The organism is Mycolicibacterium mageritense, assembly GCF_010727475.1.
GTDB lineage: Bacteria > Actinomycetota > Actinomycetes > Mycobacteriales > Mycobacteriaceae > Mycobacterium > Mycobacterium mageritense.
Genome location: NZ_AP022567.1, coordinates 2,134,023 through 2,160,190, shown reverse-complemented (window position 1 = coordinate 2,160,190; position 26,168 = coordinate 2,134,023). Strand labels below are relative to the sequence as shown.

General features: G+C 66.2%; 25 protein-coding genes and 1 pseudogene. 15 read left to right on the top strand and 11 right to left on the bottom strand.

Annotated elements, in window-relative coordinates; genetic code table 11:
* Nucleotides 1-11: 11 nt before the first annotated feature.
* Nucleotides 12-599: a TetR/AcrR family transcriptional regulator gene (locus G6N67_RS10360; RefSeq protein ID WP_036435449.1), complete on the bottom strand. Its 588-nt coding sequence runs from the start codon at nt 597-599 to the stop codon at nt 12-14.
* 94 nt (nt 600-693) lie between these two features.
* Here G6N67_RS10360 and G6N67_RS10355 point away from each other — a divergent pair, with 94 nt between their 5' ends.
* Genes G6N67_RS10355 through G6N67_RS10340 form a run of 4 tightly spaced genes read left to right on the top strand, consistent with a single transcriptional unit; the run spans nt 694 to nt 3,575 of the window.
* Entirely contained in the window at nt 694-1,302 is a 609-nt protein-coding gene (locus G6N67_RS10355) for a helix-turn-helix domain-containing protein (RefSeq protein ID WP_197747961.1), read from the top strand.
* Entirely contained in the window at nt 1,295-2,020 is a 726-nt protein-coding gene (locus G6N67_RS10350) for a B3/B4 domain-containing protein (RefSeq protein WP_036435451.1), read from the top strand. The genes G6N67_RS10355 and G6N67_RS10350 overlap by 8 nt, the downstream gene beginning before the upstream one ends.
* Nucleotides 2,014-2,679 carry an FMN-binding negative transcriptional regulator gene (locus G6N67_RS10345; protein ID WP_036432375.1) on the top strand — a complete coding sequence of 222 codons (666 nt, stop codon included), beginning with the start codon at nt 2,014-2,016 and terminating at the stop codon, nt 2,677-2,679. The genes G6N67_RS10350 and G6N67_RS10345 overlap by 7 nt, the downstream gene beginning before the upstream one ends.
* Nucleotides 2,676-3,575: an EamA family transporter gene (locus G6N67_RS10340; protein ID WP_197747960.1), complete on the top strand. Its 900-nt coding sequence runs from the start codon at nt 2,676-2,678 to the stop codon at nt 3,573-3,575. Before G6N67_RS10345 ends, G6N67_RS10340 begins: the two co-directional genes overlap by 4 nt.
* Here G6N67_RS10340 and G6N67_RS10335 read toward each other — a convergent pair.
* Both G6N67_RS10335 and G6N67_RS10330 read right to left on the bottom strand, forming a co-directional pair.
* Nucleotides 3,563-4,048, bottom strand: coding sequence for a protein-tyrosine phosphatase family protein (locus G6N67_RS10335; RefSeq protein WP_308289835.1), 486 nt, complete (start codon nt 4,046-4,048; stop codon nt 3,563-3,565). The two genes, G6N67_RS10340 and G6N67_RS10335, sit on opposite strands and share 13 nt — an antisense overlap.
* On the bottom strand, nt 4,035-5,753 hold the full coding sequence (locus G6N67_RS10330) for a BamB-related PQQ repeat family beta-propellar protein (RefSeq protein ID WP_036432379.1): 1,719 nt from the start codon (nt 5,751-5,753) through the stop codon (nt 4,035-4,037). Before G6N67_RS10330 ends, G6N67_RS10335 begins: the two co-directional genes overlap by 14 nt.
* Before the next feature lie 64 nt (nt 5,754-5,817).
* Between G6N67_RS10330 and G6N67_RS10325 the strand changes: the two genes are divergently transcribed.
* From G6N67_RS10325 to G6N67_RS10310, 4 genes are all read left to right on the top strand, one after another.
* Nucleotides 5,818-6,657, top strand: coding sequence for an SDR family oxidoreductase (locus G6N67_RS10325; protein ID WP_036432381.1), 840 nt, complete (start codon nt 5,818-5,820; stop codon nt 6,655-6,657).
* Entirely contained in the window at nt 6,654-7,427 is a 774-nt protein-coding gene (locus tag G6N67_RS10320) for a fructosamine kinase family protein (protein WP_036432383.1), read from the top strand. Before G6N67_RS10325 ends, G6N67_RS10320 begins: the two co-directional genes overlap by 4 nt.
* A gap of 401 nt (nt 7,428-7,828) precedes the next feature.
* Complete coding sequence (locus G6N67_RS10315) at nt 7,829-9,988, top strand: hypothetical protein (RefSeq protein ID WP_036432384.1); 2,160 nt, start codon at nt 7,829-7,831, stop codon at nt 9,986-9,988.
* A 490-nt stretch (nt 9,989-10,478) separates the two neighbouring features.
* The gene (locus tag G6N67_RS10310) at nt 10,479-11,591 is read left to right on the top strand and encodes a hypothetical protein (RefSeq protein WP_131524675.1); all 1,113 of its coding nucleotides are present in this window, start codon (nt 10,479-10,481) and stop codon (nt 11,589-11,591) included.
* Nucleotides 11,592-11,601: 10 nt separating this feature from the next.
* Here the strand turns inward: G6N67_RS10310 and G6N67_RS10305 are convergent, their stop codons facing one another.
* Entirely contained in the window at nt 11,602-12,372 is a 771-nt protein-coding gene (locus G6N67_RS10305; RefSeq protein WP_036435453.1) for an SDR family oxidoreductase, read from the bottom strand.
* Nucleotides 12,369-13,184, bottom strand: coding sequence for a MerR family transcriptional regulator (locus G6N67_RS10300; protein ID WP_051578679.1), 816 nt, complete (start codon nt 13,182-13,184; stop codon nt 12,369-12,371). Before G6N67_RS10300 ends, G6N67_RS10305 begins: the two co-directional genes overlap by 4 nt.
* A gap of 89 nt (nt 13,185-13,273) precedes the next feature.
* Here G6N67_RS10300 and G6N67_RS10295 point away from each other — a divergent pair, with 89 nt between their 5' ends.
* The 3 genes and pseudogenes from G6N67_RS10295 to G6N67_RS10285 all read left to right on the top strand — a co-directional run bounded on the left by G6N67_RS10295 (nt 13,274) and on the right by G6N67_RS10285 (nt 15,941).
* Complete coding sequence (locus G6N67_RS10295) at nt 13,274-13,624, top strand: nuclear transport factor 2 family protein (RefSeq protein ID WP_036432388.1); 351 nt, start codon at nt 13,274-13,276, stop codon at nt 13,622-13,624.
* An 817-nt stretch (nt 13,625-14,441) separates the two neighbouring features.
* Nucleotides 14,442-15,441 (top strand): annotated as a pseudogene (locus tag G6N67_RS10290) (type III polyketide synthase).
* Between the two features lie 5 nt (nt 15,442-15,446).
* A complete protein-coding gene (locus G6N67_RS10285; RefSeq protein ID WP_036432390.1) occupies nt 15,447-15,941 on the top strand; it encodes an isoprenylcysteine carboxyl methyltransferase family protein in 495 nt (164 codons plus the stop codon).
* A 37-nt stretch (nt 15,942-15,978) separates the two neighbouring features.
* Here the strand turns inward: G6N67_RS10285 and G6N67_RS10280 are convergent, their stop codons facing one another.
* Nucleotides 15,979-16,398, bottom strand: a complete 420-nt coding sequence (locus G6N67_RS10280) for a hypothetical protein (RefSeq protein WP_036435455.1) — start codon at nt 16,396-16,398, stop codon at nt 15,979-15,981.
* 155 nt (nt 16,399-16,553) lie between these two features.
* On the opposite strand from G6N67_RS10280, the gene G6N67_RS10275 reads away from it, so the two are divergent.
* Nucleotides 16,554-18,101: a serine/threonine-protein kinase gene (locus G6N67_RS10275; RefSeq protein ID WP_051578680.1), complete on the top strand. Its 1,548-nt coding sequence runs from the start codon at nt 16,554-16,556 to the stop codon at nt 18,099-18,101.
* Nucleotides 18,102-18,109: 8 nt separating this feature from the next.
* Here the strand turns inward: G6N67_RS10275 and G6N67_RS10270 are convergent, their stop codons facing one another.
* Complete coding sequence (locus G6N67_RS10270; RefSeq protein WP_036435459.1) at nt 18,110-19,054, bottom strand: MerR family transcriptional regulator; 945 nt, start codon at nt 19,052-19,054, stop codon at nt 18,110-18,112.
* A 50-nt stretch (nt 19,055-19,104) separates the two neighbouring features.
* Nucleotides 19,105-21,255, bottom strand: coding sequence for an acyltransferase family protein (locus G6N67_RS10265; protein WP_179976815.1), 2,151 nt, complete (start codon nt 21,253-21,255; stop codon nt 19,105-19,107).
* 63 nt (nt 21,256-21,318) lie between these two features.
* Between G6N67_RS10265 and G6N67_RS10260 the strand changes: the two genes are divergently transcribed.
* From G6N67_RS10260 to G6N67_RS10250, 3 genes are all read left to right on the top strand, one after another.
* Nucleotides 21,319-21,729, top strand: a complete 411-nt coding sequence (locus G6N67_RS10260) for a guanyl-specific ribonuclease (RefSeq protein WP_036432392.1) — start codon at nt 21,319-21,321, stop codon at nt 21,727-21,729.
* On the top strand, nt 21,726-22,004 hold the full coding sequence (locus tag G6N67_RS10255) for a barstar family protein (protein ID WP_036432394.1): 279 nt from the start codon (nt 21,726-21,728) through the stop codon (nt 22,002-22,004). The genes G6N67_RS10260 and G6N67_RS10255 overlap by 4 nt, the downstream gene beginning before the upstream one ends.
* Nucleotides 22,005-22,229: 225 nt before the next feature.
* Entirely contained in the window at nt 22,230-22,787 is a 558-nt protein-coding gene (locus tag G6N67_RS10250) for a nucleotidyl cyclase domain-containing protein (RefSeq protein WP_051578683.1), read from the top strand.
* 2 nt (nt 22,788-22,789) lie between these two features.
* Here the strand turns inward: G6N67_RS10250 and G6N67_RS10245 are convergent, their stop codons facing one another.
* The 3 genes from G6N67_RS10245 to G6N67_RS10235 form a co-directional block, all read right to left on the bottom strand.
* Nucleotides 22,790-23,869, bottom strand: a complete 1,080-nt coding sequence (locus tag G6N67_RS10245; protein WP_179976814.1) for a phosphodiester glycosidase family protein — start codon at nt 23,867-23,869, stop codon at nt 22,790-22,792.
* 318 nt (nt 23,870-24,187) lie between these two features.
* Nucleotides 24,188-25,450, bottom strand: coding sequence for a PQQ-dependent sugar dehydrogenase (locus G6N67_RS10240; protein ID WP_036432396.1), 1,263 nt, complete (start codon nt 25,448-25,450; stop codon nt 24,188-24,190).
* Nucleotides 25,428-26,141, bottom strand: coding sequence for a pirin family protein (locus G6N67_RS10235; RefSeq protein ID WP_036432398.1), 714 nt, complete (start codon nt 26,139-26,141; stop codon nt 25,428-25,430). Before G6N67_RS10235 ends, G6N67_RS10240 begins: the two co-directional genes overlap by 23 nt.
* Nucleotides 26,142-26,168 lie beyond the last annotated feature (27 nt).

Here is a 26,168-nt window from a genome sequence, read left to right as displayed (position 1 = left end):
ATGGTCATCCGCTAGCCCATGGGTCGAGTGAGGCTCGGGATCATCACGTCATCGACGAGGGCGCGCACAGTGTGTTCGCTCGGAGCGCGATTCGACAAGATCGTCCGGAAGATCAGATAGCCGGGGAACAGATCCCACAGGTCTTCGCTAACCGCGGTGGCCTCGATCTCGCCGCGGTCGACCGCCTGTCCCAGGATGTGCTGGATCACGGCCCTGCGCTGATCCAGGAACTGGTGCTGCATGACCTCGTTGAGCGCCGGATTGCGTGAAACCTCAACCAGCACAGCGCGGATGGTGCCGGCATGAGTCTGTGCCTGCTCGCAGATGACGGCGCCGATCTGCAGGAGATCTCCGCGCAGGGTGCCGGTCTCGGGCGCCACCGCGACCTGGCGGATGCCTTCGATGAACGCGGCCAACACCAGTTCGGCCTTGGTGGGCCAGCGGCGGTACACCGTTGCCTTGCTGGCGCGCGCCGTTGCGGCCACGGCATCCAGTGTCAAGCCGTCGTAGCCGTGCTCTTGCAGCAGTTGCAGCGTCACCGCCAGCAGTTCGGCCTCCCGCGGCGACCATCTCACTGCATGATCGGCAAAACGGGTCACGACACCACCGTACTGCGCAGACGCTCCCCGCCGCGAGATCACTGTGTCGGAAGCGAGGTATGCAGTGCACCAATAGTGCGTTATAGTGCACTACGTGGACATCGAGGCTGCCAAGCTCGCGAGCGCGATCGGCGCACGGGTCAAGCAGGAGCGCCAGGCGCGGGGCTGGACATTGGACCAGCTCGCCGACGCGGCGTCGGTGAGCCGGCGCATGGTGGTCAGTGTCGAACAGGGTGCGGTCAATCCCAGTGTGGGGACGCTTCTTCGGCTCAGTGATGCGCTCGGTGTCGGATTGCCCGCACTGGTGGAGCCGCCGGAACCGAAGGCCGTCAAGGTTACCCGCAGCGGCGGCGGCGCCGAGTTGTGGAGCGGTGCGGCCGGCGGGCGCGGTGTGCTGGTGGCCGGCACCACGCCGCCGAACGTCGTCGAGTTGTGGGACTGGTCCTTGGGGCCGGGGGACCAGCACGCCAGTGAAGCGCACGCCGCGGGCACCAAAGAACTGGTGCATGTGCTCGACGGCGCGATCACGGTCGACGTCGACGGCCAGAAGATCGAGCTCGGCATCGGGGATGCCGTCGCGTTCCCCGGCGACGTCGACCACTCCTATACAAACTCCCACAAGAAGCCCGCTCGTTTCGCGCTCGCGGTGTTCGAACCAGGCGTCGGCAGTGCTCCGGCGCCATCGGAAGGTCACCATGGCTGAGACTCTGGACGTGTTCCTCGACGGCGCCCGCGTCGACTCCGCGGTCTACGACCTGCGCCCCGACTACCGGGCCCTGCTGCTAGCGGTCGACGGCCTGGTGCCCGGCCCCAGCGACGAGGCCAGCGATGCGCTGCTGCAACGCGCCGAATCCTCCGCCCGCCAAGCCCTTTCCGTACAGCCGGTGGATCAACTGCCGCACGTGGCGGCGTGGCGTGAGGCGTACCGCGCGTTCGGCGCCAAGCCTCAGCGCACCCGCAACAGTGTGGAGGCACTGACCCGCCGCGCTGAATCCGGTCTGCCCCGGGTCAACCGGCTCACCGACATCTACAACGCCATCTCGGTGCTGCATCAGCTGCCCGTCGGTGGCGAGGATCTTTCCCGGTATCGCGGTGCGCCACAGTTGATCCGCGCCACCGGCACCGAGCAGTTCGACACCACCGCCGCTGGGGAGTCGGTCGTCGAACACCCCGAGCCCGGGGAGGTGGTCTGGTGCGACGACGCCGGCGTGACCTGTCGCCGGTGGAACTGGCGACAGGCGCGTCGCACCCAGCTGCGTGACGACACCACCAGCGCGCTGTTCATCCTCGACGTGCTCGGCGCGATGACCGACGAGCAACTCGCCGCGGCGGCCGAGGAGCTGACGACTGAGCTGCGCCGTCTGGGCCCGGATGTCCGTGTCGCGCGCCGCATCCTGAGCAATGGAGACCGAACATGCTGATCCACCCGTGGGATTCCGCGTTGAGCACCACCGAATGGCAAGAGTGGCTTGCCCATACCGACCACTTCGGGATGCTCGTGGTCAACAATGTCGACCCCGCACACGCCCCGAGCGTGGTGCCCACCCACTTCACCGTCGCGGGTGAGGAGCTCTTGGTCCATCTGGCACGGCCGAACCCGGTTTGGCCCCACCTGGAAGCCGCCACCGAGGTGCGGCTCGCGGTGATCGGGGACTATGCCTACATCCCGACGTATTGGCGGGCCAAGGCGGGCGGACCCGACGAGGACGGTGTGCCGACGAGTTACTACACCGCTCTGCAGTTCGTCTGCCGGCCGACGGTGATCGACGACGCCGAAGGCAAGGTCGAGATCCTGACCGCGCAACTGGGTGACTTCCAGCCCGAGGGCGGATACGCCGCTGTCGCGGTCGACGACGGCCCGTACGCGCGCATGCTCCCCGGCATCCGCGGTTTGCGCCTCGCGGTGCACCGCGTCGACGCGAAATTCAAGTACGACGACCACAATCCGGTCGATCACCGTCGCCGTGTCATCGGCAATCTCGAAGAGCGCAACCACGCGTTGGATGCCGGCGCCGCCGCGCAGCAGCGTCGCCGCCTGGCCGCGATCGGTGACTGGAAGTCCTTCAGAAACCGATCGTGACAACTACATCCACTTCCCGCGTCACCGCCGTGCCGCCGTGGAGCCTGGCCGTCGCAGCGATGTTGTCGGTGCAGCTGGGTGCGGCGTTGTCGGTCGACGTGATCGCCGCAGTCGGGGCCGCGGGTACGGCCTGGCTCAGGCTCACCGCGGGCGCCCTGGTTTTCCTCGCGTTGACCCGGCCGCCGTTGCGTGAGATCCGCCGCGCGGATCTGCCTGCCCTGCTGGGGCTGGGCGTCGCGAGCGGGCTCATGAGCGTGATGTTCCTGGCAGCCATCGAACGTATTCCCCTCGGCACCGCCGTGGCAATCGAGTTCCTCGGTCCGCTCACCGTCGCGGCGTTGCGCGGCCACGACAAGAAGGCACTCACCTGGCCGGTGCTGGCGCTGGCCGGCGTCGTGCTGCTCACCGAACCCTGGCACGGCACAATCAATCTCGCCGGGATCGGGTTCGCGGCCACTGCCGCCGTGGGCTGGGGTGTCTACATCATGCTGACGCAGCGCATCGGGGACCGGTTCAGCGGCATCAAAGGTCTGGCGCTGACCGTGCCCATCGCCGCGGCGACCACCGCCGTCGTCGGGATCCCGCAAGCGGCAGGACATCTGACCCTCACCGTGATCGCGGCGTCGATCGGGTTGGCAGTGCTCTTCCCCATCCTTCCGTTCGCGCTGGAGATGTTGTCACTGCGCCGTATGACCCACACGGCCTTCGGTACCTTGATGGCCCTCGAGCCTGCGTTCGGTGTGGTGATCGGACTGCTTGTCCTGCACCAGAAGCCGACAATTCTCCAGGCGCTCGGGGTGCTGCTGGTGATCGGCGCCGGGCCCGGGGCGCAGTACCGCGGCCGGCGCGACCCCGACATCGCCGAAAGCCAGGCGGTGTTGCCCTATCCGCCGTAGTGGTCGTGATTCACAGCGGTCGGCGCGGTCTTGATGATCCACCGGCGCTGCCACGGTGTTTCGACAGCCCGCGGTCGATAGTGCTGCCGGACCCATGTCACGGCCTCGCGCGGCGGCACACCGCTCATACATGCCATCAAAGCCAATGCGGTGCCGGTGCGTCCGGTCCCGCCCTTGCAGGCGATTTCGACCCGCTCGGAACCCGCTCGCGCGAAGGCCTCCCGCACCGCGGACACCGCCTCACTGGTGGAATGCGGCAGCCAGAAGTCCGGCCACCGCACCCACCGGGATTCCCAGGCGTTCTCCAGATGCTCGGTTCCGGTGAGATACACGCCGAAATCGGCGGGCTCAGGCGGCGGTCCCGCGCGCAGTCCTCGGCCTCGCACCCGGTGGCCGCCGGGAAAGACCACGACACCTGCGACATCCGGATCCCACTGAGGCACGGCATCCATCCTGCCCTCAGGCGTAGCCATCGATCCAGGTTCCGGTGGCGTCGGTCCGGACCACCAACACCACGCCGGGTGCTGCCACGAGAGCCTCCGGTATCGACGGCAGGGTGATGGAACTGAGCGGCGCACACGTGTTGGGATAGTAGGTCTGCAGGCCCGGGCTCATCCCGAAGACGGTCTGCTCCTTGAGGATGATCGCCTTGCCGTCGACATGAAGTAGCGGTGGGCCATCGGAGAATGCGCACTGTTCGATGCCGTCGGCGCCGCGCAGGGACAGCCGGTTGCCGACGAGCGCAAGAAAATCGTCGGCGTCGTCCACCGTGACAATTGGACGCACCGCGGACGCCAGCTGATGGGCCTGCTTGGTCGCCGCGTTGATGTAGAAGCTCGTGCTCTGCTCGTTGCCTCGGTAGACCCACACCACGTTGCCTTCGCGCCCGGCCAGCGCCGCGCTGACACCTTTGAACGGCGGTTCGGGGGAGAACGTGGTCTCCCAGGCGGTTTCGCCGGTATCGGGGTTGACCGAGGTGAACCGGACGGTGTCGTGTCCGCCGTCGGGGCACCACAGCAGCGCCTGCGGCGAGCGTCCTGCCGCGTCGAAACGGTACTGGCACTGCGGTTCCGGCACCGGAGACGTCCACATGGGCCTGCCGGTGCGGGTGTCGAACCGCGTCCAGGTCTGTGCCTTGACGTTGTAGTCGAGCAGATAAGGGCGTGGTACGACGACGGTTCGGTCGGATACCGCGCGATAGGTGCCGATCAACGCCTGGTCCGAGGACCACCACAGCTGCCTGCCTGACGCGGCGTCGAACCCGATCAGCACTGACGGGTGGGAGCCGAGGCCTGCGACGACCGTGCGCCCGTCGTCGAAAACCTGCACCGAGGAGACCTGTGATTCGCCCGGCCCGTACCGGCGGTAGTGCCACCGCTCGTTGCCCTTGCCGTCGAAGGCCGTTATGCGGCCGTCCCCGAGCGTGACGAAGCCACCGACGACCGGTTGGACGAACCAGCGCCGGTGATGTTCACTGACCGCGGCGATCTGCACCGTGAAGTGTTTCGTCCCCAGTGCGGGCGGCACCGCGAGCTCCGGGACCGGCGCGGTGGTCACCGACGCGTCGACGAACCGCCGGTCGTCACCGGCATACAACGCCAGCGTCGTCGCGGAGATCCCGAGCACCAGCCCGAGCACGGTGCCCGCGACCGCCCGCCGCCGCCAGGAACGTCGCGCGAGCCGCACGTAGGCCGGACAGCCGACGATCAGCGCGATGACTGCAAGCGCCTCCAGCCGCCACGCGGCCAGCGCCGCGGGCATCTGGGCGGTGTGCGGGTAGCCCTGCAGCCAGCCGACGAATTCGGCCAGCCCGCGGCTGCGCAGATACATCAGACCGAGCGCCACCACGGCCACGAGTGCCGGCAGCGCCCACACGGCCAGTTCAGTGCGGCGCAACCGCCATGCGACCAGGACACACATCAGCAGCACCGCCGAGATGGCACATACGGTCACCGCGATCATCTGGGGTGTCTGCCCGCCGAGGGAATCCGAACCCCAGGGGCTGTAGTGGTACCTCTCCCACGCTCCCAGCGCAGGTGAGGGCGCCGCCAGCAGCCAACTCCACAACGCAAGGCCCATCGACCACACCAGCAGCACCGCAGCCAGCCCCGCGCAGACAGCCGACAGCACGGGACCGAGCCGTTTCGCGTACCCCCACGCTCCTTGCCCCCACGACATCAGTCGATTCTCACATCGCTGTGAACGGATGAGGCCCACATCGGTGCCAAGTACGCTCACGCCTATGCCCTCAGTTCTTGTCACCGGAGCCGCTCGGGGGATCGGCAGGGCCGTTGCCGAGCACCTCGCGGCGACCGGGTGGGATGTGATCGCGGGGGTGCGGTCGCAAGCCGACGCCGATGCCGTGACGGCGGTGCACCCAGACCGCATCTCGTCGGTGATCCTCGACGTCACCAACGCCGACCACGTCGCAGCGTTGCCCGACGCGTTGCCGACGCGGTTGGACGCGGTGGTGAACAACGCGGGCATCGCCGTCGCCGGGCCCGTCGAAACACTCGACACCGAGGACTGGCGTAAGCAGTTCGATGTCAACGTCTTTGGACAATTCGCTGTGACACGCGCGGTGCTGCCAAAGCTGCGGGAGTCCGGCGGCCGAGTGGTGTTCATCTCCAGCGTCAACGGGCAGCTGTCGGTGCCGCTGCTGGGCGCCTATGCGGCGTCGAAGTTCGCGCTCGAGGCCGGCGCGGACGCGTTGCGGATCGAACTGCGGCCGTGGGGGATTCGCGTTGTGGTGGTGGAGCCGTCACAGACCGACACCGACATGTGGCGGACCGCCGACGACATGGTGGCCGACGTGGAGTCCGGGTTGTCCGCCGAGCATCGCGCCCTGTACGCCAAACACGTTGCGGGCATGAAGAGGTTCGTCCCGGTGGCGCGAAAGATGGCGGTGCCGACGTCCAAGGTGGTCGCCGTCGTCGTCGAAGCACTCACCGCGCGTCGACCCAAGGCGCGCTACCTGGTCGGGCTGGGCAACCGGGCGCAGGTCGCACTGATGACGAACACCCCTGCCGCCGTTCGGGATCGGATTCTGGCGAAGGTCGTCGGGGTGCCGCGCCGGCCGTGACGGGAGAGTTCGTCAAACGTCACCCGCATGCGCCGCCCGGATTCTTCGCGGCCGAGGCCGCCGGGCTGCGGTGGCTTGCCGCGGCCGGCGGGGTGCGGTGCGTCCCGGTGATCGCGCACGACGCGTCGTCGCTGACGCTGCAGCGGCTGACGTCCGCTGGCCCCTCGGCCGGCGCAGCGCGCGAATTCGGCGAACGGCTGGCCGTCACGCACGCCGCCGGAGCTACGGCCTTCGGGTCTGGGCCCGACGGGCACAGCGGCCCAGGGTTTTTCGGGCCGCTCACCCAGCCGCTGCCGATGTCACTGAAGTCACACGCCTCCTGGGGCGAGTTCTACGCCGACGAACGGTTGGGGCCGATGGCGGTCCTCGCGGCAGATCGGCTCAGCGGTGCCGGGCGGGCATCGGTCGATGAGGTGATCGCGCTGTGCCGGTCGGGGCAGTTCGATGACGACGACGTGCCGGCCCGGCTACACGGTGATTTGTGGAGCGGCAACGTGATGTGGACGCCTGACGGTGTGGTGTTGATCGATCCTGCCGCCCATGGCGGGCATCGCGAGACCGATTTGGCGATGCTGGCGTTGTTCGGTTGCCCGTACCTGCAGGAGATCGTGCGCGGCTACCAGTCGGTGCGACCACTGCGGGACGGTTGGCAGGATCGCATCGCGCTGCACCAGCTCTATCCCCTGCTGGCCCATGTGGTGCTGTTCGGCGGCGGGTATGTCGGTGAGACCGAGGCTGCGGCAACGTCTGCGCTACGGTTGTCCAGCTAATCCCGGATGACGTTGCCGTAAGTAAATGCCATTGGCCAATGCGGTTACAACAGCGGGCCGATGTGTGCCATAAACCCAGGTCAGTGGCGCCATGCGGGCGGGACGGAATCCGTGGCAGGCGATGTTTGCACACGCATAGGCAACGAAATTTGCGATATCGCTTCGTGATCGAACGCAGCAACTTACGCTGCAGTAGATCTGTCAGTGTCTGCCAGTTGGTCCTTGATCGGGTAAGTGCGGCGTCTTCCCAGCGCAACCCAACTAAAAGAAGCGTTGCCAGGAATTTGCACGCTCGAAAATCTGACGCCGAAAGAAATTTTTCAGCAATCTAGTGATCTAGATCACGGAGGTGCTAGGTTGCCTGAGAGCAACCTGAGATGGTGACTGAAAGGACTGGTCAGATGGCCGTCAAACACCGGAAGACGCGTGCGCGCGCAAAGAAGATCGCAACCCTCGGCGCGGCAACTGCGACAGTCACCGCACTCACCGCCGGGGTTGCCCCTCTTCCGGTGGCAAATGCGGCAGCGGTGAAGCGGGACGTGGCGCTCAGCGCCGCATCCGGGCCGAACTACACCGACCTCATCACCAGTTCGTCGAACAGTCTCAACAACATCCTCTTCGCAGCCGGGAACTTCGGTGGAGCTGCGGCGGACTTCTGGAACCCGATCGCGGGCGCGTTGCCAGCTGGGCTGCTGCCGACGTTTGACGCGGAGACCGAGCAGTTCGATCTTCTGACGCTTGATGGTCTGCTCGGTGCGCTGACCACGACTTTGGAGAGCTTTGAATCACCCGACCTGACGACGATTCCCGGACTGTCGGGACTCTCGCCGACTGAGCTGACGGCGATCAATGCGGCGCTGGGCCTTGTGCTTGCGCCGGCAGCGGTGCTCACTGCGCCAGCCCTGGCTTTGGGTGGCGGGGCCGTCGCGCTCGTCGATACCGTCCTAAGTGGGCTTGACGCGGTGCCGTTGCTCAACGGAGTGCCAGGACTTGGCGACTTGATACCAGGTCTGCAGGTGACAGACACCGTCTTCCACTCTGAATACGATTGGTCGCTACTCGGTCTCAGCGGACAAACAAATGTCAGCAATCTCTTCGCGCAGATACCTGGGCTGACGGCCTCAACACTCGTTAGCGGTATTCTTGGCGGACTAACGGTGGGGCCCGACAAGAAACCCCTGAGTGACTTCCCCTTGATTCAAGGCACCGTCAACACGATCCTCTCGCCGTTGAACATCATCAACACGCCGTCCGTGACAGTTTGGGCGCCATCAGGTTCGGGCAACTACACTCTGCCGCTTGGTGGTGCTGTTGGATGGTTGGCGACCATGCCGACGCTGGCTGTCGGCACCATCGATGTCGGTGGCGTATCCGTGCCAGCCAGTGAAACGGTGGTCGCGATCCCGATCTTCGCGGGCGGTGCCGTATTGCCGCTCGGCCTTGCATCGTTCGGTACGGTCGCGACTCCTGGTCTCGTTCTGCCCACTGCCACAGGCGTTTCCACGATCCTCGGCACCAATCTGCAGACGTTTGCCATTCCGCTGATCGGTGTGAGTTATACGAGCCTGAATACGTTGCAGGCGAGCTACGTCGGAACCAACGGATTCAACTTCAACAGCGGTCAGACGATCGGAATTCTGACCACGCCGCTGGGGGCTCTGCCAATCGTCTACTCGCTGGGCTCCGTAAATGCGGGCTCCACGGGGTTCGGTTTCACTCTCCCGTCACTGTTCACAGTCGGCCTGTTGCCGTCCTTCCAGGTCGGCACGGCGCCAGTCCAGGAGTCTGACGACGGTCTCATCCCTGCGGCTGTTCCGAATACCTTCCTGAATCTTCCGACGCAGACCACCAATCTCGCGTCTTTGCTCGGTCTCCCGGATGTAGGCGGGGAGCTTTCGTCGACGATTTTGACTCCGTTGTTCAACGCGACTGCGGCACCCATCGGTGCCCAGATCACCAACTACCTCAACGAAAACTGGGGATCGTGGGCGAACGGACTCGCGGATGCCACCGAGCAGTTGACGGCGTTCATCGCGAACCTGTCGTACAACCTGCCCAATGCCAATACCCCAGAGGTTGAACCCGCTGCCACCACGCTTGCCGCGGAGGACAACACGTCAACACCTACGGTGAACCTCAACGCCGTCACCGACAACTTGCCGGATCTCACCGGTTCGACAAAGGACGCCGGCGACACGGCCAAGCAGCTGAGTAGCACTGAGAATGAATCGGATTCGACACCGCAGGGCAGCACCAAGACGATCAAGGAAGCCGCCGATGAGGCCCGCGGTCAGGTTGAGAAGTCGGTGACCGACGCGACCACTCGGGTCAAGTCCTCGGCGGAGAAGGCCCGCGCGCAGACCGAGAAGGCGATCAAGGACGCCCAGGATCGGGTGAACAAGGTCGCTGAGAACGGCCGCAAGCAGGTCGAGAACGCGGTGAAGGGCGTCGAGAAGGCGGTCAAGGACACTACGGACAAGGTGAAGAACGCGACCACCCCTAAGAAAAAGGCCGACAGCAAGGACAGCGACGCCAAGTCGGAGAGCAAGGACGCCGCCTAGTCCGATTCGTCACACCAGTCACAGATTCCGGCGGTGGTGTCGTTCTGCCCGGCTGTTTGCGACAAAGTCGCGCAAATCGCCACGCTGGTCTCTCCAAGCTCACCAACCCTATTGGTAACAGGCACTTCTGACACACTTGGCCATCTGCGCACCTTTGGCCTCATCAGCACCATGCCCGGCTTAGCGCGACAGAGTCGCTAACAGTCGGGCACGGGACAGGTGAGCAACAGTTCAGCTTGTGAGGCTGATCGGGCGGGTGGGATGTTTCCCGTGGGACCAAAGCGATTCAAGTGCTCCAAGTGGCGGATTCTGCGACTTTGTCGCAAACAGCCGGGCAGACCGACACCCCGAGCCGGAGCAGTGACAGCAGTGGCAGCTGTGACACATGTGCCTCCATGGTCGCCCCGACCGCGTGTTCGTGCCCAAACGAGCCTCCCAGGATGCCGTGCCATCATGTCTGTCGTCCACGGAGCGTTGGAGGAAATAGAACGTGCCGAGCTCAGCTGATGTGCGGTTGCGACGACGCCTGAGCTGCGGAAGCACCCGCTTGGTTGCGTTCCTCACCGTGGCGATGGGAGTCGTCGCCGGCCTCCGCTGGCCGGTCGGCGCGCTGATCATGGCGGTGGCGGTCGCCTTGACGGCCTGTCAGGTGAAGACGCCGGATCGGAGCTCGAACGTCGACGAGCTCACCGACATGATCCGCGAGCTGCCAGGGGTGCTGGCCGCCAGCAGCAGGACAGTCAACAGCACGGCCAGGGATCTGGTCTACTTCGTCATTCGCGTCGACACGGCGCCCGGCATCACCAGCGCCCAGCTCTCTGACATCACCTCGCGCTACCTTCAGGCCCTCGCCACGGGTGCCTTCGCCGGATACCGGGCGGAGCTCGACGCGGGCCAAGGCTGGAGCACTTTTGCGGTCGACAGCGGCAACCTACCCATCACCAACGGCCCGGAGGTCGTCCGCCAGGCCGGCGACTGGGTGACCCTGCGCCACGAATTTCCCACGGCGACAATACGTTTACGGGCCACGATCACTCATCCGGGTGGTCAGGCGCCGATCCAGGAATGGGGCCGCTCCAACGTCGCCGGCATCCGGCTGGCGGACCCCGCGAACCACTCAGACGTGTCCGCGGTGTTCACCACGTTGAGCACCAAGTTTCCGCAGCTGGCGCGCCTCACGTGGACCGTCAGCGCGGGTAAGCAGCACCCGGCCGACATCAAGACATCGCTGCGATTTCCGAGTGCCGCGGAACTGGATGTCTGGAACGCCCTCAACGCCGATCAGGCCATCGCGCACGTCGACAAGATGACGATCAACGGCCGGGTCAAAGCCCCGGTGTGGCCGGCCGAGGAGGTTCGGTCCCACGATCCCGGCGTCGCGGTCCAACTGGCGCAACGGCATCTGCCGATCGTCACCCGGTTACCGGCGCCGGTGCTCTACACCGCGAGCGACCAGATCCAGGGCTACATCAACGGCGACGGGCGGGCCACCGGCCCCGTCGCCATCACCACCGGCGGCTGCACCGACCGCGACAACGCCCTCTATCGGCCGCCGCCCGCCGAGCAGGCGCTGATCGCTCAGTACGAAATCTGTCATCACTGACCGCCAGTCGTCAGATCGTCGGCACCGTGCCTCCGTCGACGATCAGGTCGGCGCCGACCACCGACGCTGCATCGTCGGACACCAGGAACCCGACTGTGGCGGCGATCTCCGCCGGCCGGGCCGGTCTGCCGAGCGGGATCCCACCCAGCGCGGCCATCAACGATCGCAGTGCCGTGTGCCGGTCTCCGTCGCCGGCCTGCGCGATCCGGTCGATGAGTGCTTCAGCGGCATCGGTCTGGATGAACCCCGGCGATACGGTGTTGACGCGAATGCCTTTGGGAGCCAGTTCATTGGCCAGTCCCTTGCTGTACGCGCGCAGAGCGGCCTTCGCGGCGGCGTATCCGAGGGTTCCGTCGTACAGCGGCATCCGGCTCTGGATGGAGCCGACGTGCACGACGGCTCCTGTGGCTGCCTCGATCGCCATGGGCAGCAAGGCCCGGTCCAGTCGTACCGCGGCCAGTAGGTTGAGGTTGAGTTCGTCGGCCCAATCATCGTCCGTAAGCGCGGCAAACCCGCCCGCCGGTGCACCGGACCCGCCCGCCACATGCACGAGAATCTCGAGCCCGCCGTTCCTGCGCACATGATCGGCAACCGTGTCCACACCGGCCGGTGTGGTGATGTCGGCCGAGATGAAGTCGTCGGCGAAGTCCTCGAGATCGGGGCGATGACGCGCCACGGCCGTCACATAGGCACCCCGGGATCGGAGTAGGGCCACGATCGCGGCGCCGGTCCCCTTGGTGCCGCCCGTGACAACGGCGCGCCGGCCCTGCAGCGACTTCATGCGACTGCCCGGAAGATCGGCCAGCACAGCTGAGTGCGCCACTGCGTGGAATCGGTTGTGTCCCAGGAGAATCTGTCGTAGTATTCGCGCAGCGGACCCTCGACGCTGATCTCGTGACTGGTCGCGTACGCGCCGAGCGCGCTGTAGTCGACGTCGACGTGGTCATGCGGGCCCTGGTGGACGATCACGGCCAACTCAGCCGCCGGAATCACGGCGGGCCGGACCCGGCCGACGGGGCGGACGTCGCCGGAAACCGGGATGAAAACCGTGGCGTCACCGCGGTCGTCGGCGAAGATACCGAACCCGAACAACGCGGCGGGCGCGCCGGTCACGGTGAGCCGGTCGGCGGCGACGATTGCCTGCAGTTCTCCCACCGCGCCCTGCCACCAGGGCAACAGGTCGTCGCGATCGACGGTCGCGCTGATCGCGGCGGCCGGAGTCGCTGCGACAGTGCGATGTTCGATTCTGGAGGACTCGGCAGGCGGTGCGAGGATCGCCCGCAGCGATTCGACCGCACTGCGGGTCGCGTCAAGCTGGTCTTCCAGCCGTTTGAGATGTTCACTGATCAACTCGTTGCGCTCGCCCGGCGCACAGGTCAGCACCGCGCGCACGTCGGCCACCGGCATACCCAGGTCACGGAGCCGTCGGACGACCTGCACGGTCGGCACTTGATCGACCGTGTAGTAGCGGTAGCCGGTGCTGGGATCGACGTGATGCGGCTCGAGCAAGCGCACGTCGTGGTAGTGGCGCAGCGTCTTGACCGACAACTGCGTCATCCGGGAAAAGTCGCCGATCGACAATGTCGTACTCACCCGCTCAGTCTGAAGTCTCCCGTCACCGGAGAGTCAAGGTCGGCACTGGGACTTGACCCTCCAGCAACCCGAGGCTCCACGGTGGGCGCATGACTCAAACACTGCTTCCTGCCGTCCAGCGCTATGTCGACGCGGTCAACGCCTTCGACACCGACGCCATCATGGCGACCTTCACCTCCGACGCCGTGGTCAACGACAATCACCGCGAATTCGCCGACCCGGAATCGATTCGCGCGTGGGTGGCGACCGAGATCGTCGGAGACCGCGTGACCATGGAGGTCACCGAGACCGTCGACCGGCCGGGGCTCACGGTTCTGCGCGCCCGCTATGACGGCGACTACGACAAGACCAACCTGCCCGACGAGCTCGTCCTGACCAACTACCTGGTGCTTGACGGGGACCGGATCGCCGGACTGTTCATCATCTTCAACAACGGATAGAGGGCTCTCCGACAGGCAGTCCAACTACGCCCATTAATGCGTCCCATCTCGGGTTAGCCCCTACGTCGAGCTTGCCTTGGCCGGGAAACTCGTTGAGGTAGAGGCGGGTGTCACGGCAGGGACAGCGCGTTTCATTCGGGAAGCTCTGCCGAACGAGCAGCTTGATTTGCCCGCATGCGATGCCGCCGAGAGAAGTTTCGGATATTCGAGTCGTGCGTCCTGCTGATGAAGTTGCTGTGCAATGTGGCCTACGCGTGCCGGCCTCGCGCGGACACGGCGGACCGTTCTAGGGGGATAGAAATTGCAGTCGCCATGTCTCGAATCAGCGATGCCTTCATGATTGTGAATTCCTTTTCACGACCTCCGAAAATTGCATCGGCCGACTGAAACGTGTGGCAATCAAGATTGGCCGATTGGGTTTAATTCGGCCGGTCCGCCGTGACTCGGCTTCACGGCGATTCGCTGAGGAAGTGAGAAACCAACAAATGTTTTTGACGGATTCTAGCGATATTTGACTTCGCCCAGCGGAGCTGAGTGTGTCGAGAATATCTGCGTTGACCTGGGGTTTTTGTGGTCGCCGCCGGTCAGGATGGCGCCGGGTGAGGTGGGATCGCCAGTGGCGATTTCGATGATGCGGAGCTGTTTATGCGCTAAATACGGTCAACCATGTGTCCGCGCCGGATATTTGGTTTTGACTGCCGATGCGCCCGATTGGACGCGACGTTGGACGGAATCTAATCTTGCTGAAGTGTCCAGTTACAGCACCATTGCCAGTGTCCACGGAGTGCTACCGCCACACCGTTACACCCAAGACGAAATGACCGAAACGCTGCTCCGTCTGCCGGGTTACGAAGGTGTCGAGGATACTGTCCGCGCACTGCACAAAAGCGCGAAAGTGCACACTAGGCACTTGGTGCGCCCAATCGAAGACTATGTACATCTCAACGATTTCAGTGACACGAATAACGCCTTTATCGAGCACGCAACCGAACTTGGATGTGCGGCGGTATCCGGTGCGCTCGATGAGGCGGGGTTGCTGCCTCAAGACGTGGATCTGATCGTGTCCACCACCGTGACAGGTGCGATGGTGCCGTCCCTGGAGGCACGGATCGCCTGGCAAGCTTGGCCTGCGTCCGGATGTGCGCCGTGTTCCGATCTTCGGGTTGGGTTGTGTGGCAGGTGCCGCTGGGATCGCGCGGCTCAACGACTTTCTGCGGGGCGCCCCGGACAAGGTCGCGGTCCTGGTATCGGTGGAAGTGTGCTCCCTTGCGCAGAAGCGCAATCCGTCCGTCCCGACCCTGGTTGCCGGTGCGCTGTTCGGTGACGGCGCCGCGGCCGTGGTCGCCGTGGGGCGAGACCGGGCCGAGCATCTCGACGCCACCGGTCCCGACGTGCTCGACTCGCGCAGCCACCTGTATCCAGATTCCCTGCATGCCATGGGCTGGGACATCGGCACCGACGGCTTCGAAATCGTGCTCAGCGCAGAGGTTCCCGGGTTCGTCGAGCGCTACCTCGGCGACGACGTCACGGGATTTCTCCGCACACACGACCTCACCGTCGAGGAGGTCGGCACCTGGGTGAGCCACCCCGGCGGGCCCAAGGTCATCGAGGCGATCGTCGACACCCTCGGTTTGGCGCCGGACGCGCTCGACGTGACTTGGCAGTCGCTGGCCGAGGTCGGCAACCTGTCGTCCTCCTCGGTGCTGCATGTGTTGCGCGACACCATCAGTCAACGGCCTACCCCCGGCACGCCGGGCGTCCTGATGGCGATGGGTCCGGGCTTCTGCTCCGAACTCGTCCTGCTGCGCTGGCGCTGATCGATATGAAGGCATTTCTTGCGTTGATCTTGTTGGTCGCCGCCGAGCGGATCGCCGAACTGGTGGTGTCCAGCCGCAACTTGGAGTGGAGTAAGGCCGACGGCGGCAAGGAATTTGGCGCCGGCCACTATCCGGTGATGGTGGCGCTGCACACCGGGCTGCTGATCGGCGCGGTGTGCGAGGCATCGGTGCGCAGGCGCCGGTTCTGGCCGATGCTCGTGTTTGTGGCGGTCGCCCAGGGATTGCGCTGGTGGTGTATCACCACACTGGGGCGCCAGTGGAACACCCGGGTAGTTGTCGTGCCCGGCGCTGCGCGTGTCATCGGCGGGCCGTATCGCTATGTGCGCCACCCGAATTACGTGGCAGTGGTACTCGAGGGTGCGGCGCTACCCTTGGCCGGGGGTGCCTGGATCACGGCATTGGTGTTCTCGGTGGCCAACGCGGCACTGCTGCGCACCCGGATCCGCGTAGAGAACGCGGCATTGCAGAACCTATCGTGATTATCCGATCGTCGCGGACCCGGATCATGGCCGGTCATCAGTCGCAACTGCTACATATCCCGGTCAATGACAGCTGCAGACCGCACGAACAGAATGCCGCTTCGCGCCGGACGTCGCGTGAACGTTGGCCACGGGTGTGCACCTGGTTGAGGGGGTGTTTCACGTACCAGGTGCCCTTCCGCGAACTGGGAGCGCGCCCTGCCCCGGCTCCCGCGACCCGGATGATCTCGTCCTCGGTGGTGAATCCTGTTGTGTAGCCGTAATAGATGTGCAGATCGGGGAGCCCGTCAGCTCTGCTGGCGATGATGTACGGCTTGCCTGACTGGGTCACCGCGCGGTACTCGCGGATGCCGACGGCCATGACCAATCGCCGGACGAACTCGTGGTTCTCGGCCGGAATCCCTGCCTTCGACAGCGCCGCGAGAAGCGAGTCGGACGCCTGGTCTGCGGTGGTCATCGTGGTCTCAGAATAGGATTGCCGCTGCTCGGCAGACACCGTCGACGTCCGACCAACGGGCGAACATTTCTTGAAGCTTGAGGTTCCACCCAGGTGACGTGTCGGAGCAGGTAACCGGCAGCTAGATACTTGCGTCGGCGAATAGTCTCATAGACATGCCGTTGGGGACCGGTGAGAAGTTCGCGGGATATACCGTCCTGCGGCTTCTGGGTTCCGGCGGCATGGGCGAGGTCTATCTCGTGAGCCATCCCCGGTTGCCGCGGCAGGACGCGCTGAAGGTGCTGCCGGCTGAGATGAGCTCCGACGAGGGGTACCGCGCCCGGTTCACCCGCGAGGCGGATGTGGCCGCCGGGCTGTGGCACCCGCACATCGTCGGCGTGCACGACCGGGGCGAATCCGAAGGCCGGTTGTGGATCGCGATGGATTACGTCGACGGCACCGACGCGGCCCGGATGCAACGCGAGCGGTATCCGTCGGGCATGCCACCGGCCGAGGTCGTCCCGATCCTCAACGCCGTCGCGTCCGCGCTGGATTACGCGCACAGCAGCCACCTGCTGCACCGCGACGTCAAACCATCCAACATCCTGCTGACCCAGCCGGAGCGCGGCCCGCGACGAATCATGCTGGCCGACTTCGGTGTTGCCCGCCTCACCACCGACGACAGCGGATTGACCACCACCAACACCGCGGTCGGCTCGGTGGCCTACATCGCTCCGGAACAGCTCACGAGCGCACCACTCGATGCCCGCGCGGACCAGTACGCGTTGGCGGCCACCGCCTATCACCTGTTGACCGGGGCACCACCGTTCGCGCACACCAATCCTGCCGTGGTGATCGCCAAACGGCTGAGCAGCCCGCCGCCGGTCATGTCCGAGACTCACCCACGCCTGCGCGGATTGGACGCCGTCATGGCCCGAGGTATGGCGAGAGATCCGCGGGGCCGGTTCAATTCGTGTTCGGAGTTCGCCGAAGCGTTCGCGACGCGCGCGGCGCACCCTGACGTTCCGGAGCGTGAACCGCCCACGGTCCCGGTCGCTGCGCGCATGCCGGGACCGCCGCCTGTGCCGCGCAATGTTGCGCCACCGCCGGTGATGGTGTCGGGCTGGACGACGCCGCGCGTCCCCGGCGACGACAGACCACCACCGCTCACAGCCGCTGCGCCCCAGGAGAAATCGTCGCGCAGCCGACTGCTGTGGTTGTTCTCGGCGGTCGCGTTGGCGGTGATCGTCGTCGCGGTGGTGCTGGCCGTCAACATCACTGGCGGGGATGCGCCGTCGGTCGTCACATCCGAGGCGCTCACGCCGGTCACGTCGGAATCAGAATCCGACACCACCACGACCACCACGGTGCGCACCCCGACGGCAACCGCGAAACCGCCGGTGATCGTCGGCGCGGATCCGCGCAACGAGAACTGCGCCGACGGAATCCAACTGCCCGGCACCAGCGGGTGGGCCAGCCGAGCCGGTCGCGGCAGCGCGGAAACGTCCTGCTTCTTCGCCCGCAGTGTGCTGGAGGCCTACTGGGCTGAATACCCCTCGCCGAGCACGGAGAGCCGGACGGTCCAGGCCGCCGGCTCGGTTCCGTGCACCACCACCGAGGGCGAATGCGCGGGCGACAAGTTCGTGATGCACTGCGCCGTGCTGGGCCGCGACGGTTGGATCACCTGCACGGGTGGCAAGAACGCGCGCGTGTATCTGTACTAGCGCTGACGCTACTGCGGATGTTCACGCAGCCAAGTCAGCACCTGCCCGGCGTGCTCGTTCGGAGGAAAGATCGGATAGAAGACATGCTCGATGACGCCGCCGCGCACGACCATCGTCAGCCGCTTGTACAGCCGGGCGCCGCCGGCTTCGAATGTCGGCAGGCGGAGCGCGTCGGCCACGAGAAAGCCGGGATCAGAAAGTATGTCGAACGGCAGTGAGAGCCGCTCGACGACTTCGCTCTGATAGTCGGTGTCCTGACTGGACAACCCGAAGACCCGTCCCGCGCCCGCTTCCAGCAGATCTCGGAAGTGGTCACGGAAGCCGCACGATTCGGGTGTGCAGCCGCGTGCGCCGGGAATCGCATCCCATCCGTCCGGGATGTCGGTTCCCGGCCTGCCTGTCAGGGGATAGATGTAGATCACCGTGCGGCGGTCGCCCAGCAGGTCCAGGCGGATCGTCCTGCCGGAGGTGCTTTCCAGAGCGATCTGCGGCACGGTGCTACCGGTGAGATGGTCGGCCGCGTGGTCGTCATGGGGGATCGGTAAGTCGGCAGGCAACGTCAAGTAGTCGGATTCGTCAGCTGCACTCGATGATTGGCCGCCGCGCGATGCCGCTGCATGAAGCGCTGAGATCAGCGCCGAGCGTTTCGAGGACAGCTCCTCGATACGCTCGGTGAGATCGTCGATGACGTCGCGGTAGCTCGCCAACGACGAGGGGCACTCGTCGGAGTGCAGCCGCCCCGCCGACAGACACTCCAGGAACGGCCGGGTCCGCTCGACGGGGATTCCCAGCCGGTGCAGCGACTTGATCTCCTGGACCAGGCGGACGTCGTCGACGTCGTAGCGGCGGTAGCCGTTGGGCAATCGGCCGGGCGTGATCAGACCCAGGGATTCGTAGTAACGAACAGCCTTGATGGTGACGCCGGTGTGGCGGGCCAGTTCGCCGATCGTCATGTCACTCATGCGACCACGCTAAACCTTGCCCTTGAGGGCAAGGTCAAGGATCAGTTCCGCGCCAACGCGCTTTCGGCCAATCCGCCGAGCACCGGTGCCATCAACTGGGCGTACTCGCCGGTGATGTGGTTGTCATCGCGGAACACCAGCGTGTTGCCGATGATCACGGGGCACCGCTGATCTGTGCAGAAAAACTCGTCGAGGTTGGCGTACTGCCCGCCGGCGGCTCGGACTGCTGCGGCCTCTGCGGCTATCCCGTTGTCGTTCAACGCCACTGACCGTTGCGGGGTGCAGGCGCCGACATCGTTCATGTGGCCCGACAGGCACGTCGGCACAGTGGTGTGCGGATCGGGTACGGGCCCCAAGACCACGACTCTGGCACCGGTACCACGCAATTGACCAACCAGTCGTGTCAGGCTGTCCAGCCAGGTCTGGTCATAGCTGACGAACCCGAAATCGGCGCCGTACCGGCGCACCATGTCCAGCACGATAAGCGCGGGGCGTTCCTTGGCCACGCGGGTGAGCACGTCCGCGCGCCACTGCTTGCACTCGGTGAACTCGCGACCCAGGTACGGGCTGACGATCGGGAGCTTCAGCAGCGGGCAGGTGACCTTGGCCATGGTCTCGAGCCGCCAACCGCGCTGTTGGGCAACCGGTTCCAGCGCGGGCTCCCACATCGCCGCATGGGAGTCGCCGATCAGCGCCACCGTGGTGTCCGAATCGGGGGCGCCCGACGCGCATTCGGGCTGTGTGACGTCCTTCCAGGACAGCACGCAGCCGTTGACGAACACCTCTGGTTTGGCGATGTTGTCGAGCGCCGGCGACAGATTCGACGGCACCGCCCGGAGATCGGCAGACGCGGCGACCGCCGCCGTGAGCTGTTCCTGCGGCGTGAGCGCGCGCGGTTTCGTGGTCGTCGGCGGTGCCTCGATGGCCGCCACCGGAACGGCGGCAGGACCGGAGCCCGTCGGCACCGGGCGAACTGCCAGCAGCGCGAGGCCCGCACATACGGCGACACCGGTCGCGGTCGCGCCGACCGCAAGGCTGCGCCAGGCCGACGATCGCAGTGCTTCGGCGAACCGTGCGGGGTTCTCGATGAGGTGCAGCGTGAGGATCGCCAAGCCCAGCGACATCGCCACCATCGCCAGCCGTCCGCCCAGTCCCAGCGGGCCACCGAAGAGTGCGGGTGCGAGTAACAGCGCCGGCCAGTGCCACAGGTACCACGAATACGAGACGCGCCCGGTGGCCCGCATCAGCGGCTTCGACAGGAAGCGTCCCACCCCGAGGTCCGGTATCGAACAGCCTGCGCCGATCACCAGCGCGGTGCCCAGCACGGGCAGTAGCGCCGCCGTTCCCGGATACGGTGTGGTTCCGCCGATCTGCGTGCACGTCGCGACCACGAGGGCCAACCCGCCCCAGCCGACCACTGCGGCACTCACACCGGGCAGCTTGTGCCACTGCGACGCGGTCAACGCGATCAGGCCGCCCACCGCCAGTTCCCAGGCCCGAGTCGGTAGCGAGAAGAACGCCCACGAGGGCAGCGTGCGGGTCCAGGTCACCGACAGTGCCAGCGACGCGCCCGCCACCACGGCGAGGACGACGGCATACGGGACCGCCGATTTCGTGCCTCGACCCCACCGCGTCAGCGCCCATACGATGCCCAGGATCAGCGCGGGCCACAGCAGGTAGAACTGTTCCTCGACGCCCAGCGACCAGTAGTGCTGCAGCGGTGACGGCGGCGTGTCGGCCGCCAGATAGTCGGTGCCCTCGACCGCGAACCGGTAGTTGCCGAGGTAGAGCGCACTGGCGATCGCGTCGCCCAACACATTTCGGGCCTGCAGCGGCGGCAGGAGCGCTGCGGCCGCCGCGGACGTCGCGACGAGCACCACCGCCGCGGCCGGCAACAACCGCCGGGCCCGTCCCGCATAGAACGAGGCCATCCGCACGGTGCCGGTGTGTGCGGCTTCGCGCCAGAGCATCCCGGTGATCAGGAAGCCCGACACGACGAAAAACACGTCGACACCGATGAACCCGCCGCCCAGCCCGGGCACCCCGGCGTGGTACAGCACCACCGCGAGCACGGCAACCGCGCGCAGGCCCTCGATGTCGGGACGAAACTGCTTGCGGGACACAGCTTGCCGATCACTCGCGGGGGAGACGCGGCGGGTGGGGGACTGCTCGGGCGGGGTCACACTGTTCACTCGAGTACCGATCGTCCCACGGGATCCCGCGGTTCCCGGGGATTTGTTGCTAGCGTCGTGCCGGTGGGACGAACGCGCCTTGCCGTGGCGGCACTGCTGTGCGGTCTGCTGGCCGGCTGCGGCACGGCGACCAAGCCGCAGCCCGCCTCCGCTCCGGTATCGAGCTCGACCCAGGCCGAGGGCACCTGCGCACTCGACAGCCTGCCACCGGAAGTGTCCGACACCGTTGACCTGATCGAATCGGGTGGCCCATTCCCGTATCCGCGCAACGACGGCGTCGTGTTCGGCAACTTCGAGGGCCGCCTGCCCAAACACGAGCGCGGTTATTACCACGAGTACACCGTGCCTACGCCGGGTGCGAAGAACCGCGGTGCGCGACGCATCGTCACCGGCGGGAAACCATTGAACGATCCGCCCGAGTTCTTCTACACCGGCAATCACTACGAATCGTTCTGCTTGATCGGAGGGTTGTGAAGACTTATCGGATCGACGGCTCGAAGGTCGGGTCGAAGGCGGACTTCTTCACCGAGATCGGCCGGGCGGTCAACGGCGACGGCGGCTACTTCGGGTCGAACCTCGACGCCCTGGCCGACTGCCTGCGCGGCGGCTACGGCACTCCTGACAACGGCAGCTTCCGGTTCGTGCTGACCGACTACAAGCACGTGAAAGCCGCGCTCGGGGAGGACACCTGGAGCACGGTGCTGTTCATCTTCGCCCGCGAGCGCGTCGACCTCTGGCTCGAGGCCTGAGCGGGCGGCTGAGAGCCGGCAAATCGCGGGCGCGCCAGCTGATGCGCGTCCACGCGGCCAAGTTCGCGGTACGGCCAAGCCAGCAACAGACTTATTTGCACGGTGGGTGACGGATGAGCCGCCAGGTGATGCATCGGCCGCACGTCGTTTTGCAAGTGGTTACGCTGGGATTCTGCAGCATGCTGCCTGACCCGACGGACTTTACGACATTGACTGGAGCGACGCGTGACCGAGAAGTTGCCAACCGGAACGGTGACGTTGCTCATGGCGCGCGTCGAAGGCTCGGAACGGCTGTGGCAAACCGAACCTGACGAAACGGCTGCCGCGCTCCCGTGGTTGCGCGCGTCGATGACTCATCTGACCGCGCTCAACGACGGCGCGTTGCGGGCCGGTCACGATGCCTGCGACAGCTTCGTGGCCACGTTCGGCCGTGCGTCGGACGCGGTGGCGTGCGCGCTGGATCTCCAGCTGGCGCCGCTGGAGCCCTTCGCGTTGTGCATCGGGCTGCACACCGTCGAGTACACCGACCTCGCCGGCACGGACGGTGCCGCGCGGCTCCGCGACCTGGCCCACGGCGGTCAGACGCTGGTCTCGGGTACCACGGCGGCGCTGGCCGCCAACCGCCTGCCTGCCTACGCGACGCTCAAGCCGCTGGGCAGCCACCCGCTGGGCGACCGGCAGTGGCACGAGCCGCTGTTCCAACTCGGCCACCCCGGCCTGCGCAATCACGTCGAGCTGCTGCGAGCACCCAGTGTCGTTGGTGCCCATCATCTTTCGAACTAGGCTCAGTTGAACGCGAGCCAGCTGGGCAGGGCGCGTTCGCGGGAGTCGCACAGCACCTGACGCGTATCGCAGCTGCCTCGCGGTGAACCGGCACCGCTCCACATACCGCCGGTGTCGCGGCGCAACACGATGGCCGAGGAGCCGCCGCCGTCGAGCAGCACTGCGTTGTCGGCGCCCAACGCGCGGAACAGATCCTGCATGTTGTCCGGCGTGTAGCTGCCGCCCTGGAAGACGTAGAGCTGGTCGCTGGCCCGGTTGTAGCCGATCGCGGTGCGGGCCGCGCTGGGACCGTTGTCGTTGAGCTGGCCGGTGTCGCCCGGCGCGAGCAGGCCGATTCCGGCGACCGCGACGAATCGGGCGTTCTGGTCGAGCAGCCGCTGGATCACCGGGCTCGCCGAGTCGTAATCATCGGGCCCCTTGGGCATCACGACGTACGGCGCACCGCCCACCGGGAGGATCATGGTCGCCAGCGCCGACCAGACTTCGTCGCCGCCCGACAGCGCTTGCTTGCCCGCATAGGCCAGCGTCCCGGTGACCGCGGCGTTGGCCCGGCCCTGCCCGCGCGTGTTGTCGACGTAGGCGCCCAACGGTGAACTGCACCCGGTGTTGCGCCAGGAGCCACCCTTCTGACCCCGGACGTCGAAGAAGTTGGCGTTGATGGCGATGGTGGGTGCTCCGAGGGCCTGCCAAGCCTGCAGGGGCGCATAGGTTTCCGACGCCTGCATGAGGCCCTCGTTGGTGCGTGCGCCCGGAGTGCGTTCACAGCGGGACTGATAGCCCTGATGGGTGTCGACGAGCAAGCGGGGATTCAGCCGGCTCGACGCGCTCTTGATGGTCATCAGATGACCACCGTTGTTCATCGTGTACTGGTTGCCGTCGGCGCTCTGGAACGGGGCGGCGAACTGCCCGCCGAAGTTGTACACCAGGTACGAGCCTTTGGTATTGGCAATCGCACCCAGCAGAAGGGCTTTCGCGTCTTCGGCCGTTGCCGTCGGTGTCCCGGTCGTGCCGATGGCAGCGCACAGCGCGAAGGTGGCTGCACCCGCTACCACGCGCCGTATCAGTTTTGCCAGCTCAGGCACGAATACACAATAACCACACAGGTAACTCTGTCAACATTCGTCACAACAGGGTCACGATTGGGTACCGGACGTGCGACTTTGCGGTGGAACCTGGTTGTTTCCCGGTGGTGAGTGTGGCCGCAGCGGGCTGACCGGTGCCGCAGACTGCAGTTAGCTGTGACGGCTCTGCGGGTAGTCGGCTCGTGGCATATGTCCCTTCCGGAACACTGTGACGAATGTGTAGGTTTTCGTGGTGATCTCGGCCGTTGCGCCTCGAAAGCCTGCACGCTCGTCACAGCGTGTGGAGCCGGTACAGCAGCGCCAGTGAGCTTCGGAGTGTCATGAGCCCGGCGCGGGTACCAACCGATACACCGCGTCGGCGTAGTCGTCGGTGATGTACACCGCGTCGTCGGGCCCCAAGACGGCGGCGACCGGTCTGCCCCACCTTGTGCCGTTGTCACTCTGGAATCCGCCGACCAAGGTCTGTTGCGGGCCCAATGTGCCGTCGCGCCAAGCGAAGAACGATACCTCCGGTGGCTGTGGCCGCTCGCGGTTCCACGACCCGTGCACGCCCACCAGGGCGCCGGGCCCGAACCGCGGGAGCTCGGTGAAGCTCATGCCGAGCGGGGCGGCGTGCGCAGCCAGCGTCTGTTCCACCGGTGGCAGGGCCGCACAGTCCAGCTTGCTCCCGTCCGCGTTGGTCTGCACGTCACGGATGAACGCCGCGGGCGCGGGACCGTCGGGATTGCAGTAGGGCCAACCCAATTCGCGCCCCGGTGTCAGTTTGGCCACCGACTCGGGCGGATGGTCGTCGACGTAGTCCTGGTTCACCCGGCCGTCCGGATCGGCGACGTTGTCCCGGTTGTTCACCGCGGTCCACAACGTCCCGTCGGGTGCGAATGCCAGCCCCGTGCCGTTGCGCACACCCGTCGCGAACGGTTCGGCCGGGCCGCCCCCGGGCGGCACGCGCATGATGGTGGCTCGCGGCGGATCGGCCGTACGATCCTCGGCCGAGATGTTGCCTGTCGACCCGATCGAGAAGTACACCGCGCCGTCGCGCCCCACCGCGACACTCTTGAGTGCGTGGGCGTAGGCGCCGTGCAAGTCGGGGCTCTTGGCGTCGGGGAGATCACCGGCGACCGTCCGAGGATTGCCGGCGCGACCATCGGCATAGTCGTAGACGTCGATCTGGTCGCTCTCGGCCACGTAGAGCGTGGAGCCGACGAACGCGAGCCCGTGCGGTTGGTCGAGGCCGTCGAGCAGCACCTCCCGGGTGGGCAGCACCTGCACCACCTGACCCGAGCCGGGCAGTGAGATGAGCAGCCGGCCGTCCGGGGCCCACGCGGCCATCCGGGCCCGCGGGATCCGGGCGACTACCTCCATGGTCCAGCCTGCGGGGATCTCGACCTGCCGCGGCCGGTCGAACGGTGCCTGCGCCAAGTCGGCGGGCACCCGCAGCGTGATCGTGTTCGTTCCGGCGGGTGAGTCGGACCGGGTGGGCTGTAGCGGCTGGGCCGGGCTGGATTCTTCGGGTTGGGGGCTGCAGGCCGCCGCCGCGACCATGACCGCTGCGATTGCGCTACGCGCCGCCCAGGCCCGCATGCATCTCCCACACCAGGATTTCAGCGTCCGTCGCCGCCGTCACCCGTTGTCCTCCGCTGTCGGTCAGTCGGGCCGCGTCGCCCGTCGTCAACTCGCCGGCGTCTTCGAGCGTCAGCGCGCCCCGCGCCACGAACAGGTGCACATACTTGGCCTGAGGCAGTTGGACGGTGTCCCCGGGGCGCAGGTGCGCACCGAACAACGTGGCGTTGCGGTTATGCAGAGAGACGGCCGCATCGACGGCGCCTGACGCGATGGGCGTCAGGGCGCTGCCGAGTTGGAGCTCCTGCTGCTCATAGCCCGGAGTCACCCCGGTCTCGTCGGGCAGCACCCACATCTGCACGAAATGCACCGGCGCGGAGTCGGATCCGTTCTTCTCGGAGTGCTGCACCCCGGTGCCCGCCGACATGCGTTGTGCCAGGCCCGGATAGATGACACCGGAATTGCCCATCGAATCCTTGTGGGCCAGTTCGCCCTCCAGCACCCACGTGACGATCTCCATGTCTCGGTGGGGGTGGGTGTCAAATCCGGCAGCCGGCGCGACGATGTCGTCGTTGTTGACCAGCAGTAGCCCGTGATGGGTGTTGGACGGATCGTAGTAATCGCCGAACGAGAACGAATGCCGCGACTGCAGCCAGTCGGTCGTGGAAGCGCCACGGTCGTCGGCGCGGCGGATGTCGACGATCGGGGACATGGGCCCAGCCTAGCGACCGGTGGCCAA